Here is a 15,795-nt window from a genome sequence, read left to right as displayed (position 1 = left end):
TGTTTTTTCTTGCTGCCCCCTGTCGCAAGGCCGTCTTGGCACTTTAATCGTGGTAACGGCTGTACTAACTTTGCCTTGTCGTGCCGCGCTCCACTGACGCCCGTCTTGCCCGCAATAGATGAGGGGCCACACCCACCGTCATTGCGAGCGACGAACGGGAGCGCGGCAATCCAGGGCCAGGAGCGGCCGCCCTGGATTGCCGCGTCGGCTGCGCCTCCTCGCAATGACGGGGGAGTGGGAAGTGTGAATTTTGGGGCAGGGCGCCGAGACCCGCTGGTGGGCCGGGGCGCCGCTGTTGGAGGGATGGGGACATGTTGGCAAGCCTGCGCGCTCTGCGCCACAACCGCGATGGCGGAGTACTGCTGTATGTCGCGCTTTCTATGGCACTGCTGCTGGGCCTGGGGGCGCTGGGCATCGACACCGGGCGCATGATGCTGCTGCGCACGCAGATGCAGAACGCCGCCGACACCGCCGCCATGGCCGCCGCCGTACAGCTCGACAGCCGCGGCGGGGCGCGGGCGCGGGCCGAGGATGTGGCACGCAATGCCTTCCGGGCGCAAAGCGGCCTGCCGGCAGACAGCGCCGATCTGCTGATCGAGGAAATCCGTTTCTACAGCTCGCTGCTCGACGAGACCCCGGCGACCAGCGATGCCGACGCCCTTGCGGTGGAGGTGGTCGTCGAGCAGCGCCAGCTCAACTTCCTCTTTGCCGGCTTTCTGCACATGGCCAACGGCAATGAAGACGGCGACCGCTCCACCACCATCGGCGCGCGGGCCGCCGCCGCACCGCAGCCCTTCATGTGCCACGCCCCGCCGATGATGATGTGCAATCCTGCGGAAGTGGACAGCAGCCTCGACCTAACGGATCCGAGCAACGCCGGCCGCCAGGTGGTGCTCAACGAGCCCAGCGGCAATAAAGCCGGTCCCGGCAACTTCGGCATGCTGGCCCTGCCCGACGGTTCCGGCGGCGCCAACCGCCTGGAAGGCGCCCTGGCCGCTGTGGAGCCGGAGGACTGCTACAGCCTCGACCTTACCACCGAGCCCGGCAAGATGATGGGCCCGGTGCGCAGGGGCATTAACGCCCGCTTCGATCTCAACAGCCACCCCTACCCGGCGCCCAATGTCATCAACTACCCGGCGGATGGGAACATAGACAGCAGCGGCATTCTGTTGGGCAACGGCGTCTGGGACCCCTACGCCTACTGGCAGGCAATGCACCAGCATCAGGGCCATGTGCCGCCGGATTATCTCACCCAGTACACCCGCTACCAGATGTATCTCTATGAACTGGGTGAAATTTTTGCGCGCCAGACCGGATCAGGGCGCCAAACCATCTATCCCTTCTCCGGCACTCCACCGACAGGCTTCGAGGAGGTCATTCCGAACAAGCCGCAAATGCCCCAGGCCGTCGGTGCCACCGAGAAGAACCGCTGGGAGGACAGCACGCCCGAGTCCACGCCGCTGGCCAGTAACGGCCCCTTGCGACGGGTGTTCCGCCTGCCGCTGATCAACTGTCAGGACCAGGACGTGAAAGGCCGCGGCATTTATGTCGTCGACGAAGGCTACATCGAAGTCTTCATCACCCAGGAAGTGGACTCGGAGGATCGCATACTGGCCGAGATCATCCGGCCGGTAACGCCAGCCAACCACCCGGACTATCACGCCAATGTTCGCCTCGCCCGCTGACAAAGACCGTCCGTTGCTTCAGCGCCTGCGCCGCTGCCGCCGGGGCGTGGCGGCGACGGAGTTTGCGCTGATCCTGCCGCTGCTGCTTATTGTCTTCTGTGGTCTGGTGGAGGCCGGGCGGCTGATGAGCCATGCCATCACCATCAACAAGGCGCTCTACAACGCCGGCACCTATGCGGCACGCAGCGATGCCGGTGTTTCGACAGCAATCGAGAACCTCGTATTGCGCGGCAGCGTGAGTGCTGGCGCCCCCTACATCTTCTCCTACATGGCGTCGGCCACGGTTCAGCAGACGGCACTCACCTTCTCCGAAGGCGATGTCACCATGCCTGTCCTGCGCATCGAGCTCTCGGTGCCCTACCAGCCGCTCTTCGCCGGTTTCCTGGCGCCCTTCGGCCTTGACGAGGTCACCATCGGATTCAGCCATGAACAGCCCTTCATCGGCACCTGAGCCCCGCCACGGCCGGGGCATCCTGCAGCGCCTGCGCCGCGACCGGCAGGGCGCCACGGCGATCGAGTTCGCCCTGGTCTTTCCCATGGTCTTTCTGCTGACCCTGGGGCTGATCGACTTCATGCTGCTGCTGCTCGACCACCACCGGGCCAACGAGGCGGCACGCCGGGCGGTGCGACTGGCGACCATCCTGGACCCGGTGGCGCAGCTTTCCTCCCTTGAATCAGGAAACCCCATCACCTGCACCGGCAGCGGCAGCAGTGTGAGTTGCTCCAGCGCTTCGGTCGCCAACAACGCCGGTTTCGGCGAACTGGTCACCGAGATGCAGGGCATCCTGCCAAAGCTTTCCGCCGCCAACCTCCGGGTGACTTACGAGCATGTGGGCCTGGGCGACAAGGACATGCCCGGCGGCATTCTGCCCATGGTCAGCGTGGAACTGCAGGACGTGGAGTTCAGCTTCATCGCCATCAGCATGGTGCCCGGCATTCCCAACAGCATCACCCTGCCGGCCTTTCGCAGCTCCATGGTCGCCGGCGGCAGCGCGCCGGAATGACGATACCTTGTGCGACGCGGCAAGCCTGCGGCAGAGTGGGGTCTCGAGTCGTGCGAAAGGAGTAACGTGTCCGCCAACGCTCTGCCGCCGCGCCCCTTTGGAAAGCCCCTGCGCCGCACCGGCACCCTGTCCGGCCTCGCGGCGCTCCTGCTGCTGGGCGCCTGCGCCACTACGGAGCCGCCGGCCGAGCCGGTGGCCGAAAGCACCGAGGCGCGCCTGCAGCGGGTGATGGAGCGCGCGCGCCAGGCAGCCGCACCAGCGCCAGCTTACTACGATACGGAACGCCCTGCCCCCGGTGTGAACGACGACAAGGCGGTGACGCCGCGCGACCTGGTGCAGGCGCGCCGGTTGACCGAGGCGCTGGCCGCCTACAACGCCATCCTGCGCGACAATCCCAAGGACATCCGCGCCCTGGACGGCCGCGGCGTGGTGCTCGATCTGCTGGATCTGGGGGAAGAGGCGCGCAAGTCCTACTACGCCGCCCTGGAGCAGGACCCGGACGACCTCAGCGCCCTCAATAACCTGGGCCTCTCCCTGGCGCTGGACGGGCAGCACCGCAACGCCATCGAGTTCCTGCGCGCTGCCGCCTCACATCCGCGCGCCGGGCCGCGCCACCGCCAGAACCTGGCCCTGGCCTATGGCCTGGCCGGACACGAGGAGGAGGCCGCCGCCATCGGTCGCCTCGACCTCGACGACAGCGCGGTGCAGCAGAACCTCGACTTCTACGCCGCCACCCGCCGTGCGCGGGTCCGGGGCGAGCCCGGCGTGGAGATCCGCTGAGGCGGGCCTACCCTTTTCCCGTTATCGCGTGCCTCACGATTTCTTCCCCGTCATTGCGAGCGACCGCAGGGAGCGCGGCAATCCAGGGCCACGGGCACCCGCCCTGGATCGTCGCGTCGGCCTGGCGGCCTCCTCGCGATGACGAGAGAAAAGGGACCTCGTGACCTCTTCCGATTGGCAAATAAAAAAGGGGAGACGGTCGTACCGCCTCCCCTTTTAGGGACATGAAACTCTGCGTCAGGCCGCGAGCTTGAGCCCCAGGTAGAGGGGTTCACCGCCGCGCTTGAGCAGGAGAACCACGGCCTTGCGGCCCTGCTCCTCCGCCGTGGCCAGGCGGCTGTCGACCTCGCCCGGCTTGCTGACCGGGTTGCCGTCAACCTCCTCGATCACGTCGCCGACGCGCAGGCCCTGGGCCGCGGCGCGACCGGCCGGGTCGATCTCGGCGATCACCACGCCGACCTGCTCGCCGTCGATGCCGAAGGCCTCGCGCTCCTCCTCGCCCAGGCTGGACAGCCGCGCGCCGAGACGCTCCGAAGGCTGCTCCTCGGCCTCGGCCGGTGCCTGCTGCTGCCCGGACATGGCGGCCAGCACCTCCGGAGTCTGGCGGTCGATGGTCACATCAAGGGTCTCGCTGTCGCCCTCACGCCAGATCTCCATCTCGACCGTGCTGCCGGCACGCACCGCCGCAACCAGACGCGGCAGGTCACGCATGCGCTTGACCTCCTGGCCGTCGAAGGCGGTGATCACGTCGCCGGCCCGCACGCCGGCGGCTTCGGCCGGGCTGTCGGGCTGCACGCTGGCAACCAGCGCACCCATGGCACCATCGAGGCCCAGGCCGTCGGCCAGTTCGGGCGTCACCTCCTGGATGCGCACACCGAGCCAGCCGCGCTCCACCTGGCCGCCGTCGCGCAGCTGCTCGACGACATCCTGCGCCATGCTGGAGGGGATGGCGAAGCCGATGCCCACGGAGCCGCCGGAGGGCGAATAGATCGCGGTGTTGATGCCGATCACCTCACCGTCGAGGTTGAACATCGGACCGCCGGAGTTGCCGCGGTTGATCGCCGCATCGGTCTGAATGAAATCATCGTAGGGACCGGCCTGAATGTCGCGGCCACGCGCCGAGACGATGCCGGCGGTTACCGAGCCGCCCAGGCCGAAGGGGTTGCCCACGGCCAGAACCCAGTCGCCGACCCGCACATCATCGGAATCGCCCCACTCGACCGCGGGCAGGTCCTTGTCGGTCTCGACCTTGAGCAGCGCCACGTCGGTCTGGGAATCGCTGCCCACGAGTTCCGCCGCCAAGTCACGCCCGTCGGAGAGGCGCACGCGAATGTCGTCGGCCTGATCGATCACGTGGTTGTTGGTGACCACGTAACCCTCTGCATCGATGATGAAGCCCGAGCCCACACCCTGGCGTGGCGCGCCGGGACCGCGGAACTGCTGATCGCGCGGACCGGGCAGCAGGTCGCCGAAGCGGTCCTCGAACTGACGGAAAAACTCCTCGAAGGGCGAGCCCTCCGGGAAGGGAGAGGGTCCGCCAAAGCCGCGCCTGCGCTCCTCGGGCTCGGCGCTCTGGCTGGCGGTGATGTTGACCACCGCCGGGCTGACCCGATCGGCCAGGTCGGCAAAGCTGCCCGGCATCTCCTGGGCGAGCGCCACGCCCGACCAGAGCAGCGCCCCGCCGGCGACCACCGCGGCGGCCGCGGCCCTGCGGGGTTGAAGGGAAAGAAGTGACATCAGCTACGGCCTCCGTTTCCAAAGTGGAAAGTTGCTTCACGGCAAGAGATAAGCACGAAGCCCTAAATTGCCGCTGTCCGTTGCATTAATTTTCCGTCATGGACTCTGGAAGACGAGCCGGCCGGGGGCAAGGGGTGATGCCGTGGGGCGGGGAAAGCTGAACCACAACCGATCGTGCTGACGCCCTTCAACCCACGTCATCGCGAGGAGGCGAAGCCGACGCGGCGATCCAGGGCGGTTAGCCTGTGGCCCTGGACTGCCGCGCTGCCGTTGGTCGCTCGCAGTGACGAGTGGGGAGGGCTGCGGTGGTACGAGGTCACCGCAGTGGATGTCCCGTTCCTCGTCAACGCAAGGAGACAGAACGGCCGACGCGGCGCTCCAAGGCCTTTGGCTGATGGCCCCGGAACACCGCGTCTCATTGCGTCCGATGTGAGAAGGAAAGGCAGGCCGCCGATCAGGCGGCCCGCGTTACCTCAGCGCCAGCCGACGCGATCGAAGATCATCTGGGCCAGCGGCTGGTTTTCGCCGTAGACCGCGACATTGATCTCGTGGGCCTTGGGCACCCCGAACTCTTCCAGCACCGGGTTGTCCAGCACGCCCTCGACCACCGGGTACTCGTTGTTGCCCTCGGTGAAGTAGGTCTGGGCCGAGTCCGTGGTCAGGTACTCGAGGAAGGTCAGCGCTGCATCGGGATTGGGCGCATTGGCGGCAACGCCGGCGCCGGACACATTGACGTGCACGCCGCGGCCATCCTGGTTCGGCCAGACCAGCTCGGCCTTCTCCACCACGGCCTGGTCGTCGGGATCGTCGGAGCGGACGAGGCGCAGATAGTAGTAGTGGTTGGCCACGGCCACGCCGCACTCGCCGGAGGCCACGCCCTTGATCTGGTCGGTGTCGCCGCCCTGGGGATCGCGGGCGAAGTTGTTCACCACGGCCTCGGCCCACTCGGTCGCACCCTCTTCGCCATGCACGTCGATCAGCGAGGCCATGAGCGAAAGATTATAGATGTTGGAGCTGGAGCGGATGCAGACCAGGCCCTCGAAGCGCGGGTCGGCCAGATCCTCATAGCTTGTCGGCGGCTCCTCGACGATCTCCGGATTGTAGTAGAGGGTGCGCGCCCGGGTGGAGAAGCCGTACCAGAGGTCCTCAGGATGGCGCAGATAGTCCGGAATGCGCTCCTCCAGGGTCTCCGACGAGACCGCCTGGAAGATGCCTTCCTGCTCGGCGCGCCAGAGGCGGCCGGCATCCACCGTGATGAAGACGTCGGCCGGGCTGTTGGCGCCCTCATTCAGGATGCGGGCCACCAGCTCTTCGCCGCTGCCCTCGATCAGGTTGATCTCGATGCCGGTCTGCTCGGTGAAGTCTCGGTACAAGGCGGCATCGGAATCGTAGTGACGCGCGGAATAAATGTTGAGCTCTCCCTCGGCCTGGGCAGCGGGCGCCATGGCGAGGAAAGCGAGTCCACCGACGAGCCCGGCAAGGGCGGCCGTGCTGGCCAGATGGCGGCGAGAAAGGGTCATGTGTCGGAAACTCCCGTCGATGAAGCGGTTCTGCATGGGCAACTGCGGCGCGCCCGCCTATGCCGGCGCCGAGCGCAGCGTGTTGCGACGCAATTGCAGAGTTAATGCAAATCATTCTTATCGTCAACAGGGGTGAAGTTCAGGAACCACCTCCCCGCTGGCGCATCCGGCCCTGGACTGCCGCGCTCCCTGCTGTCGCTCGCAGTGATGAGTTGGGAGGGCTGCCGTGGTACGAGGTCACCAGGGCGGCCGGCTGCGGCACCGGACTTCAACACGCCCGCCTGCCGCTCCCAGTGACGGGGCGTCGGAACGCCCGCGCTCAGCCGCGCAGGATCAGGTCGAGCGCCAGGCGGTCGGGGGTCTCCTGCGCGGCCTCGATGGTGCCACCAAGATGCTCGGCCAGACGACGCAGATAGAAGGCCTGTGCGCCCCGGGGATCGAGGCTTTTGGCCGTCAGGGCGTCGAGACCCCGCTGCATCTCCGGGCGCAGGCCCGCGTGCGGCCCCTCAGCCGTCAGACCGAAGCGCTGCGCCGCCGGCGCCTGTGCCGCACTGAGAGTGAGCGCGCCGCCGCGCGGCAGGCTTTCGCCACCCAGGGCCAGCAGGTTGAGCAGCAGTCGGCCCAGTTCCGGACGCAGGCCGGCGGAGCCGATGTTCCAGTTGAGCGCAATGCCGCGGCGCGTCAGCCAGCTTTCCGCCACTTCCCGCAGATAGTGGGGGTCGCCCAGCGTCGCTCCCGCACTGCCGAAAGCCGCGCGCAGGAAATTGAGACTGGCCACGGCCTGGCGCACGCTCTCGCCCACCAGCTCGCCGGCCTGCGCCGCGTCGCCGAAATCGGGATCGGTCATCAGCTCCAGGCCATTGTCGATGGCCGCAAGCGGACTGGCCAGATCATGGCACAGCCGAGCCGCAAGCAGCTCGGCCAACCTCACATCACTTTGCCCCATCTCGCCCCATTCCCATAAGCATCCATGGATGCCACGGCCGTGTCGCTCCACGGGCTGCAAACGTCGCTCTTGATCTTGGTGTGCCCCAGGGCGTCTTTGTAGACTCCTCCATGGCTCTGACAAGTTACAATTTATGTAGAATGACCGACGGGATCGACCATGTACCGGGACAGTTCGTCCGCCACCCGCAGCAGCCCGACTGGGGCCTGGGGCAGGTACAGTCGGCCGTCGGCACGCGGGTGACGGTGAACTTCGAGCATGCCGGCAAGCTCCTGATCGACACCGCCACCGTCACCCTGGAGATCGTCGAGCCGCCGGCCAGCTAGAGCGCACGCAACTTCTCGCAGCCTTGGCAATCGACAGAAAACGCCCCCAAACGATAGAGACAACAGAGAAAGCAGGTTACAGAGATGCCCGATGGAACGCTCACACCCCCGTCCTCTCCCCAGCGCGGCGGGCGCGGTCGACGCGGCGGCATCTACGCCCCCAAGGGCCGCGGCGTCGAGCCCGAGGCCCTGGAGGAGGTGCGCGCGCTGCTGGGCGCGCGGGAGCGGCGGGCCGACCTGCTGATCGAGCATTTGCATCTGATCCAGGATCACTACGGCCACCTCTCGGCGCGCCATATGGCGGCCCTGGCGGAGGAGATGAGCCTGCCGCTGGCAGCGGTCTTCGAGACCGCTTCCTTCTATGCCCATTTCGACCTGGTGATGGACGAGGAAACCCCGCCGCCGCCGCTCACCGTGCGGGTCTGTGATTCGCTGACCTGCGAAATGATGGGCGCCGAGGCCCTGCTGGCCGCACTGCCGGACAATCTCGGCCGCGAGGTGCGCGTCGTGCGCGCACCCTGCATGGGGCGCTGCGAGGTGGCGCCGGTTGCCGAGGTGGGCCATCACCACATCGGCCAGGCGCGAGCCGAGACTATCGCCGAACTGGTCGACAAGCAGGAAACCCATCCGCGCCTGCCCGACTACCGCCCTCTCGAGGCCTATCGCGCCGAGGGCGGTTATGCGTTGCTGGCCAAGGTGCTGGACGGCAGCCTGGCTCCGGAGACGGCGATCGAGACGCTGGAAGCCTCCGGCCTGCGCGGCCTGGGTGGCGCCGGTTTCCGCTCAGGACTCAAGTGGAAGTTCGTACGCCAGGAGACGGGGCCGCGGCTGATGGCGGTCAACGCCGACGAGGGCGAGCCCGGAACCTTCAAGGACCGCTGGTACCTGGAGCGCGACCCGCACCGTTTCCTGGAAGGCACCCTGATCGCTGCATCGGTGGCCGGCTGCGAGACCTGCTGGATCTATCTGCGCGACGAGTACCCCGAGCTGCGCGAGGTGCTGCTGCGCGAGATCGCGGCTCTCGAGGAGGCAGGCCTGACACACCACTGCCGCCTGGAGCTGCGCCGCGGTGCCGGCGCCTACATCTGCGGCGAAGAATCCGCCATGCTGGAGTCCATCGAGGGCCGGCGCGGCTACCCGCGGCACAAGCCTCCCTACCCCACGCAAAAGGGCCTCTGGGGCCGACCGACACTGATCCACAATGTGGAAACCCTCTACTGGGTGCGTGACATCCTGGAGAAGGGCGCCGAGTGGTTTGCCGGTGAAGGCCGCCACGGCCGCAAGGGCCTGCGCTCCTTCTCGGTCTCGGGCCGGGTCAAGGAGCCGGGCGTCAAGCTGGCGCCAGCCGGCATCACCGTCCGCGAGCTGATCGAGGAATACTGTGGCGGCATGGCCGAGGGGCACAGCTTCAAGGGTTATCTGCCCGGCGGCGCCTCGGGCGGCATCCTGCCGGCCAGCATGGACGCTGTACCGCTCGACTTCGACACGCTGCAGGAGCACGGCTGCTTCATCGGCTCGGCCGCGGTGGTGGTGCTCTCGGACAAGGACGACATCAAGACTGTGGTGCGCAACCTGATGCGCTTCTTCGAGGACGAGTCCTGCGGACAGTGCACCCCCTGCCGCGTTGGTACGGAGAAGGCAGTCAAGCTGCTGGACGCGCCGCAGTGGGACAAGCCACTGCTCGATGAGCTGTCGAAGGTGATGATGGAGGCCTCGATCTGCGGCCTCGGCCAGGCGGCGCCCAATCCGCTGCTCTGTGCCTTCAAGTACTTCCCCGAGGAGGTTCAGTGATGAGCCAGACCATCCGCTTCTCCCTCGACGGCCGCACGGTCGAGGCCGCGCCGGAAGAGACCATCTGGCAGGTGGCCGCGCGCGAGGGCACCGAGATCCCCCACCTCTGCTACAGCCCCGACCCCGGCTACCGGGCCGACGGCAACTGCCGCGCCTGCATGGTGGAGATCGAAGGCGAGCGGGTGCTGGCCGCGTCCTGCATCCGCCAGCCCACGGAAGGCATGGTGGTGACCACCGCCGACGAGCGGTCCAAAGCCGCGCGCAAGATGGTCTTCGAACTGCTGCTGGCCGACCAGCCGGCGCGCGAAACCAGCCACGACCCCGATTCCAAGTTCTGGCAATGGGCCGAGAAGCTCGAACTGGCCGACAGCCGCTTTCCGGCGGACGAGAGCCCGGTGCCCGACGTCACCCACCCGGCGATGGCGGTCAACCTGGATGCCTGCATCCACTGCGGGCTCTGCGTGCGCGCCTGCCGCGAGGTCCAGGTCAATGACGTGATCGGCATGGCCTATCGCGGCGCCGACGCCAAGGTGATCTTCGACTTCGACGATCCCATGGGCGAGAGCACCTGCGTGGCCTGCGGGGAATGCGTGCAGGCCTGCCCCACCGGGGCACTCATGGAGAAGACCCTGCTCGATGAGGCCAACGACAGCCGCACGGTCTGGGCCGACGAGTCTGTGGACAGCCTCTGCCCCTTCTGCGGCGTCGGCTGCCAGACCAAGGTCTTCGTCAAGGACGAGAAGATCGTGCAGATCGACGGGCGCGACGGTCCGGCAAACGAGCAGCGGCTCTGCGTCAAGGGCCGCTTTGGCTGGGACTACATCCATAGCCCCGAGCGGCTCACCGTGCCCCTGGTCCGCCGCGAGGATGCGCCCAAGCGCTGGGACGACAAGATCGATTCCAACAATCCCTGGACGCACTTCCGCGAAGCGACCTGGGAGGAGGCGCTGGAGCGTGCCGCCGGCGGGCTCAAGACCATTCTGGAGCGCGACGGCAGCCAGGCGCTCGCCGGGTTCGGTTCGGCCAAGGGTTCGAACGAGGAGGCCTATCTCTTCCAGAAGCTGGTGCGCCAGGGTTTCGGCACCAACAACGTCGACCACTGCACCCGCCTGTGCCACGCCTCCTCGGTGGCAGCGCTGATGGAAGGCATCGGCTCCGGAGCGGTCTCCGCCCCCTTCACCGCGGCGCTCGAGGCCGACTGCATCATCCTGATCGGTGCGCGCCCGGCGCAGAACCATCCCGTGGCCGCCACCTACCTGAAGCAGGCGGCCAAGGCCGGGGCCAAGCTGGTCATTATGGACCCGCGCCGCCAGGGCCTGGCGCGCTATGCCAGCCACATGCTGCAGTTCAAGCCGGGCCAGGACGTCGCCCTGCTCAATGCCATGCTGCACACCATCATCGAGGAAGGCCTCTACGACGAGCAGTACATCCAGGCGCACACCAAGGGCTTTGAGGAGCTCAAGGTCAGCGTGCAGGACTTCCCGCCGGAGAAGATGGCCGAGGTCTGCGGCATCCCGGCGGAGACAATCCGCGAGGTGGCCCGGCTTTATGCCCGCTCGCAGCGCTCGATCATCTTCTGGGGCATGGGCGTCAGCCAGCATGTCCACGGCACCGACAACGCCCGCTGCCTGATCTCCCTGGCGCTGACCACCGGCCAGATCGGGCGTCCGGGCACCGGCCTGCATCCCCTGCGCGGCCAGAACAACGTCCAGGGCGCGTCCGACGCCGGACTCATCCCCATGGTCTTCCCCGACTACAAGTCAGTGGAGGACGAGGGCGTGCGCCAGATGTACGAGGAACTCTGGGGCCGCAGCCTCGACCCCGCCCGGGGCTTGACCGTGGTCGAGATTATCGACGCAGTCGGGGAAGGGCGCATCAAGGGCATGTATGTCCAGGGCGAGAACCCGGCCATGTCCGACCCCGACCAGATCCATGCCCGCAAGGCCCTGGCCAAGCTGGAACACCTGGTGGTGCAGGATATCTTCCTGACCGAGACCGCCTGGCATGCGGACGTCGTGCTGCCTGCCTCCGCCCATGCGGAGAAGTGGGGCACCTACACCAACACCAACCGCCAGGTGCAGATCGGCCGCCCGGCGGTGCCGCCGCCGGGCCAGGCCCGCCAGGACTGGGAATTGATCCAGGAGATGGCCAATCGCCTCGGCCTGAACTGGACCTACAGCCATCCGCGCGATGTCTTCGCCGAGATGGCGCAGGTGATGCCCTCGCTGAACAACATCACCTGGGAACGGGTGGAGCGAGAGGAGTCGGTTACCTACCCCGCAGACGCCCCCGACCAGCCGGGCAACGAGATCATCTTTGCCGCAGGCTTCCCCACGGCCGATGGCCGCGGACGCATCGTGCCGACCGGCCTTGTTCCGCCGGCCGAGCTTCCGGATTCGGACTATCCCCTGGTGCTCACGACCGGGCGCCTGCTGGAGCACTGGCACACCGGCGCCATGACCCGCCGCGCCTCAGTGCTGAACAGCCTGGAGCCGGAGCCCATCGCCTGCCTGAATCCCAGGGAGCTCGGCGAGCGTGGTCTGCAAGCGGGCGACCGGGTGCGGCTCACGACCCGGCGCGGCAGCATCAGCCTGCGCGTGCGCGAGGATCGCGACGTGCCGCCGGGTATGGTCTTCGTGCCTTTCTGCTTCAACGAGGCCGCGGCCAACGTACTGACCAACCCGCAGCTCGACCCCTTCGGCAAGATTCCGGAGTTCAAGTTCGCGGCGGTGCGGCTGGAATCGGAAGAGGCCGTGGCGGCGGAATAAGGGGCTCTCCTCAAGGGGGAGAGACCAGCCTTTCCCTCGTCATTGCGAGCGACCAACGGAAGCGTGGCAATCCAGGGCCACGGGCACCTGCCCTGGATCGCCGCGTCGGCCTGACGGCCTCCTCGCGATGACGAAGAAGGAGGCCGGGCCTGCTTGCGGCGCGGCGCGCGCCCTGTCTGCTACAGCCGGACGTTTTCTCCGGCGAAGACATTGGCCGAGGTCAGGCCGAGGCCATGCAGGCCGTAGTGGGCGCCGACAGCCATGACCACGGCGACGACAACGGCGGCAACAAAGGCTTTCATGCGGTCTCTCCACTTTCACTGACAGCCCGGCACCTGCCAGGCCGAAATCCATCACTAGACCATCAAAGAGATAGAGATGATCGGCTCTAGTCCTGCGGCCCGGTCACTTCCTCAAGGTAGCGCATCAGGGCCGCCAGGTCTTGCTCGCCGCCGATTCTTTGCACAGGCATCTTTGAACCGGGGGTGTAGAGATCGGGTCCAAGGCGGAAGAGATCGGAGATGGTCTCCGCCGTCCAGATGATGTCGGCCCCATCAAGCGCGCTTGAATAGTTGTAGTCTTCCACGCTGCCGGCCGGGCGCCCGAACACCTCGTAGAGCGTCGGGCCGGCGCGGCGACCGCTGCCCGGTGTCACGGAGTGACAGACGGCGCAGGTGCGAAAGACCTTCTCGCCTCGCTCCAGCTCAGGGTCGCCCGAGAGCTCGATCGGTGGCGTTTCGCGTTCAGCCAGGGAAACCCCGATCTCCTCGCCGCTTTCCAGGTCCCAGACCCGCACCACCTCGTCCGAGCCGGCTGAGAAGAGTCGCGCACCGTCGGGCGAAAAAGCGAGCGACCATACCGGTGCCAGGTGGCCCGGCAGGCTGATGATCTCCTCGCGGCGCTCCAGGTCCCAGAAGCGGATGCTCCGGTCGAGTCCGGCGCTGGCGAGGGTCCGGCCGTCGGGCGAAAGCGCCAGCGCCAGGACCGCCCCCTCGTGCCGGCCCAGTTCGTCGAGCCGCCTTCCCGTCTCCAGGTCCCACAGGTGCAGGCTCTCATCCACCCCGGCGCTCACCGCCTGGCGGCCGTCGTCCACGAAGGCGACAGCATTGATGGGAAAGCCGTTGCCCTCCAGGCTTTGCAGCAGATCGCCATTCTGCGCGTCCCAGAGCAGCAGCCGGCCGTCGTATCCCCCGCTCAGAAGCCGCGTGCCGTCGGGAGAAAACTGGACCACGTTGACGTTGTTCTCGTGGCCCTCCAGGAGGTGCAGCGCCTCGCCACTCTCGACGTCCCAGAGACGCACACTGTGATCCCATCCGCCGGAGGCCGCCTGGCGCCCATCCGGTGAGATTGCCAGCGTCGGCACCCGGCCCTCATGGCCCCGCAGGATGCGCTGGGTGTTCTGCGCTTCCAGATCCCAGACGCGCAGCGTGCCGTCATCGCTGGCCGAAAGCGCCCGCTTGCCCGGCAGGAAGGCGACGGCATTCACCGCTGCTTCGTGGGCGTCCAGCACAGCCAGCGCCTCCTGGCGATCGGCATCCCAGTAGATCACCGTATAGTCAAAGGAGGCTGTCAGCGCGAAACGGCCATCCTGCGAGAGCGCGACGTCCTTGACGAAACCGCCATGTCCCCGCAGTTCGGCCTGGACCGGCCCAGGTGCCAGTGGCCCCAGTGATCCCAGCGCTGCCAGGACCACTGCGGCGGAAGCGGCGCGGCGCAAGACGCGCCAGCAGGCAGGGCGGACCACGGCATGCGCCGGTGCGGTCCCGACCCTACTCAGCCGGAGCGGCGGCCTTGCGCCGTTGCTGCGAACGCACCTGGCCTTTGCGCTCCTCTTCCTCAACCCAGAGGTTGTGGTGCTCGCGCGCCCAATTAAGATCCACCTTGCCGGAACCCATGGCTGCAAAGGCGCCCTCCATACCCAGAGTGCCGATATAGATGTGCCCCAAGATTATGGCGATCATAACAACCGCAACCGCCGCATGCCAGATGCTGTTGAGCTGCATCTCCATCATCGGGCTGATGTTCGTGGGAACATCCAGGCCGAGGGCCGCCAGGAAGCCGAGCGTCTTGCCCCAGAGGTCGGTCTCGAAGGGAAACATGAGCGCGACGCCGGACAGCGAGAGCGACAGGCCGCCGATGATCACCAGCCAGAACAGAACCTTCTGGCCGGCATTGAACTTGCGCGCCGGCGGGTGGGAATGCTTGCTGAAGAGTCCCCCGGCCTTCGCAACCCAGACGAAATCGTGACGGTTGGGAATGTTGTGCTTCACCCAGAGCACGAACATCAGCACCAGCCCCAGCATGAAGGGGAAAGCCAGATAGTTGTGGGCGTACTTACCCGCCAAAGTCAGGGTGCCGAAGAACTCGGGTCCCACCAGCGGCAGGAGGAAATAGCGCCCGAACATCAGGTTCAGGCCGGTCAATGCGAGCACCACGAAGGTGGTCGCCGTCAGCCAGTGGGCAAAGCGGTCCAAGCCACTGAATCGCTCGATGGTTCGTCCGGCTGGTCCGGCCTCGATGCGCACGCGCCCGCGCAACAGGAAGAAGAGCGCCAGCAGGCCAAGCATGCCCAGCATGATCCAGGTGCTGTAGAGCTTGAGCGGACCATTGCGCAGGGCTCGCCAGTTGTCTCCCTCCGACTGGATCATCACGGCGCTCTGGCCATCTCGCTGTACCACGCTGCCGGCATCGCCCTGACGGATGGCGCGCCACATATCGGAGGTCGCATCGCTGCCAAGGGCACCGCCGGGCACCTCGCCGCCTTCTGGCGAGAAACCGGGAACATCGCGACCCCCGGTGGACTGTGCTGTTGCCGAACCGGCATCGACAACGAAAGCCGACAGCAGAATTGCCAAGCCGAGACCGATCGTCAGGATCACCTGTCTCCAGGACTGGATGCCTTGCCGGGTCATGGAACGTTCCCTTCCCACTTCTTCGCTCCTGGGATCAACCGCGTGGCCAAGCCTAGAGGCCACGTTGATAGCGCGCCCGATTGCGCAACTCCTGGCGTGTTTCAGGTGACAGCTCCTCGTCAGCCTGCCCCAGATAGGTTCCCTTTTCGTAGAGCAGCACGCGGTCCTGTTCTTCCGGATCGCAAGCGGAGAGAAGGGCCCCTGCTGCAACCAGCGACATAAGGACGGCGAACGTCCGGACACTTTGCATCATGTCGCCTCTAAACCTTGTGCAAGAAAGTAAGGCGCGCGGCACTGCGAGCCGCGCTCAAGGCGCAGAGGGCGGC

14 protein-coding genes are annotated in these 15,795 nt (G+C 66.8%); 7 read left to right on the top strand and 7 right to left on the bottom strand.

Features of this window, described 5'->3' with window-relative positions; genetic code table 11:
• Positions 1-311 precede the first annotated feature (311 nt).
• The 4 genes from ABZ720_RS04960 to ABZ720_RS04945 all read left to right on the top strand — a co-directional run bounded on the left by ABZ720_RS04960 (position 312) and on the right by ABZ720_RS04945 (position 3,469).
• A complete protein-coding gene (locus ABZ720_RS04960) occupies positions 312-1,685 on the top strand; it encodes a pilus assembly protein TadG-related protein (RefSeq protein ID WP_366554395.1) in 1,374 nt (457 codons plus the stop codon).
• 13 nt (positions 1,686-1,698) lie between these two features.
• The gene (locus ABZ720_RS04955; RefSeq protein ID WP_366554394.1) at positions 1,699-2,136 is read left to right on the top strand and encodes a TadE/TadG family type IV pilus assembly protein; all 438 of its coding nucleotides are present in this window, start codon (positions 1,699-1,701) and stop codon (positions 2,134-2,136) included.
• On the top strand, positions 2,111-2,689 hold the full coding sequence (locus ABZ720_RS04950; RefSeq protein ID WP_366554393.1) for a TadE/TadG family type IV pilus assembly protein: 579 nt from the start codon (positions 2,111-2,113) through the stop codon (positions 2,687-2,689). The genes ABZ720_RS04955 and ABZ720_RS04950 overlap by 26 nt, the downstream gene beginning before the upstream one ends.
• A gap of 66 nt (positions 2,690-2,755) precedes the next feature.
• On the top strand, positions 2,756-3,469 hold the full coding sequence (locus ABZ720_RS04945) for a tetratricopeptide repeat protein (RefSeq protein WP_366554392.1): 714 nt from the start codon (positions 2,756-2,758) through the stop codon (positions 3,467-3,469).
• Between the two features lie 237 nt (positions 3,470-3,706).
• Here ABZ720_RS04945 and ABZ720_RS04940 read toward each other — a convergent pair whose 3' ends face one another.
• From ABZ720_RS04940 to ABZ720_RS04930, 3 genes are all read right to left on the bottom strand, one after another.
• A complete protein-coding gene (locus ABZ720_RS04940) occupies positions 3,707-5,206 on the bottom strand; it encodes a DegQ family serine endoprotease (protein WP_366554391.1) in 1,500 nt (499 codons plus the stop codon).
• A gap of 473 nt (positions 5,207-5,679) precedes the next feature.
• Complete coding sequence (locus ABZ720_RS04935) at positions 5,680-6,726, bottom strand: Fe(3+) ABC transporter substrate-binding protein (protein WP_366554390.1); 1,047 nt, start codon at positions 6,724-6,726, stop codon at positions 5,680-5,682.
• A gap of 319 nt (positions 6,727-7,045) precedes the next feature.
• Positions 7,046-7,672 carry a histidine phosphotransferase family protein gene (locus tag ABZ720_RS04930; RefSeq protein WP_366554389.1) on the bottom strand — a complete coding sequence of 209 codons (627 nt, stop codon included), beginning with the start codon at positions 7,670-7,672 and terminating at the stop codon, positions 7,046-7,048.
• 140 nt (positions 7,673-7,812) lie between these two features.
• Here ABZ720_RS04930 and ABZ720_RS04925 point away from each other — a divergent pair, with 140 nt between their 5' ends.
• The 3 genes from ABZ720_RS04925 (at position 7,813) to fdhF (ending at position 12,557) form a co-directional block, all read left to right on the top strand.
• The gene (locus tag ABZ720_RS04925; protein ID WP_366554388.1) at positions 7,813-7,998 is read left to right on the top strand and encodes a DUF3553 domain-containing protein; all 186 of its coding nucleotides are present in this window, start codon (positions 7,813-7,815) and stop codon (positions 7,996-7,998) included.
• Between the two features lie 84 nt (positions 7,999-8,082).
• Entirely contained in the window at positions 8,083-9,789 is a 1,707-nt protein-coding gene (locus ABZ720_RS04920) for an NAD(P)H-dependent oxidoreductase subunit E (protein ID WP_366554387.1), read from the top strand.
• Positions 9,789-12,557 (top strand): formate dehydrogenase subunit alpha, encoded by a 2,769-nt coding sequence (gene fdhF, locus ABZ720_RS04915; protein ID WP_366554386.1) that lies wholly within the window; start codon positions 9,789-9,791, stop codon positions 12,555-12,557. Before ABZ720_RS04920 ends, fdhF begins: the two co-directional genes overlap by 1 nt.
• Positions 12,558-12,736: 179 nt before the next feature.
• On the opposite strand, the gene ABZ720_RS04910 is transcribed toward fdhF, so the two are convergent.
• The 4 genes from ABZ720_RS04910 to ABZ720_RS04895 all read right to left on the bottom strand — a co-directional run bounded on the left by ABZ720_RS04910 (position 12,737) and on the right by ABZ720_RS04895 (position 15,722).
• Complete coding sequence (locus tag ABZ720_RS04910; RefSeq protein ID WP_366554385.1) at positions 12,737-12,859, bottom strand: hypothetical protein; 123 nt, start codon at positions 12,857-12,859, stop codon at positions 12,737-12,739.
• Between the two features lie 86 nt (positions 12,860-12,945).
• Positions 12,946-14,301, bottom strand: a complete 1,356-nt coding sequence (locus tag ABZ720_RS04905) for a c-type cytochrome (protein WP_366554384.1) — start codon at positions 14,299-14,301, stop codon at positions 12,946-12,948.
• Between the two features lie 25 nt (positions 14,302-14,326).
• On the bottom strand, positions 14,327-15,469 hold the full coding sequence (locus ABZ720_RS04900) for a formate dehydrogenase subunit gamma (RefSeq protein WP_366554383.1): 1,143 nt from the start codon (positions 15,467-15,469) through the stop codon (positions 14,327-14,329).
• A gap of 52 nt (positions 15,470-15,521) precedes the next feature.
• On the bottom strand, positions 15,522-15,722 hold the full coding sequence (locus tag ABZ720_RS04895; protein WP_366554382.1) for a hypothetical protein: 201 nt from the start codon (positions 15,720-15,722) through the stop codon (positions 15,522-15,524).
• Positions 15,723-15,795 lie beyond the last annotated feature (73 nt).

This window comes from Aquibaculum sediminis (assembly GCF_040712085.1).
Taxonomy (GTDB): Bacteria; Pseudomonadota; Alphaproteobacteria; order Kiloniellales; family DSM-21159; genus Aquibaculum; species Aquibaculum sediminis.
Note: the sequence above shows the minus strand (reverse complement) of the source record. Positions and strands in the feature narration are given on the sequence as shown.

Excerpts from the sequence above, each read along its gene's own strand:
- ABZ720_RS04920 (WP_366554387.1), top strand. The coding sequence starts at position 8,083 with ATGCCCGATGGAACGCTCACACCCCCGTCCTCTCCCCAGCGCGGCGGG.
- ABZ720_RS04935 (WP_366554390.1), bottom strand. The coding sequence starts at position 6,726 with ATGACCCTTTCTCGCCGCCATCTGGCCAGCACGGCCGCCCTTGCCGGG.
- ABZ720_RS04950 (WP_366554393.1), top strand. The coding sequence starts at position 2,111 with ATGAACAGCCCTTCATCGGCACCTGAGCCCCGCCACGGCCGGGGCATC.
- ABZ720_RS04895 (WP_366554382.1), bottom strand. The coding sequence starts at position 15,722 with ATGATGCAAAGTGTCCGGACGTTCGCCGTCCTTATGTCGCTGGTTGCA.
- ABZ720_RS04940 (WP_366554391.1), bottom strand. The coding sequence starts at position 5,206 with ATGTCACTTCTTTCCCTTCAACCCCGCAGGGCCGCGGCCGCCGCGGTG.
- ABZ720_RS04960 (WP_366554395.1), top strand. The coding sequence starts at position 312 with ATGTTGGCAAGCCTGCGCGCTCTGCGCCACAACCGCGATGGCGGAGTA.
- ABZ720_RS04900 (WP_366554383.1), bottom strand. The coding sequence starts at position 15,469 with ATGACCCGGCAAGGCATCCAGTCCTGGAGACAGGTGATCCTGACGATC.
- ABZ720_RS04910 (WP_366554385.1), bottom strand. The coding sequence starts at position 12,859 with ATGAAAGCCTTTGTTGCCGCCGTTGTCGTCGCCGTGGTCATGGCTGTC.
- fdhF (WP_366554386.1), top strand. The coding sequence starts at position 9,789 with ATGAGCCAGACCATCCGCTTCTCCCTCGACGGCCGCACGGTCGAGGCC.
- ABZ720_RS04930 (WP_366554389.1), bottom strand. The coding sequence starts at position 7,672 with ATGGGGCAAAGTGATGTGAGGTTGGCCGAGCTGCTTGCGGCTCGGCTG.
- ABZ720_RS04925 (WP_366554388.1), top strand. The coding sequence starts at position 7,813 with ATGACCGACGGGATCGACCATGTACCGGGACAGTTCGTCCGCCACCCG.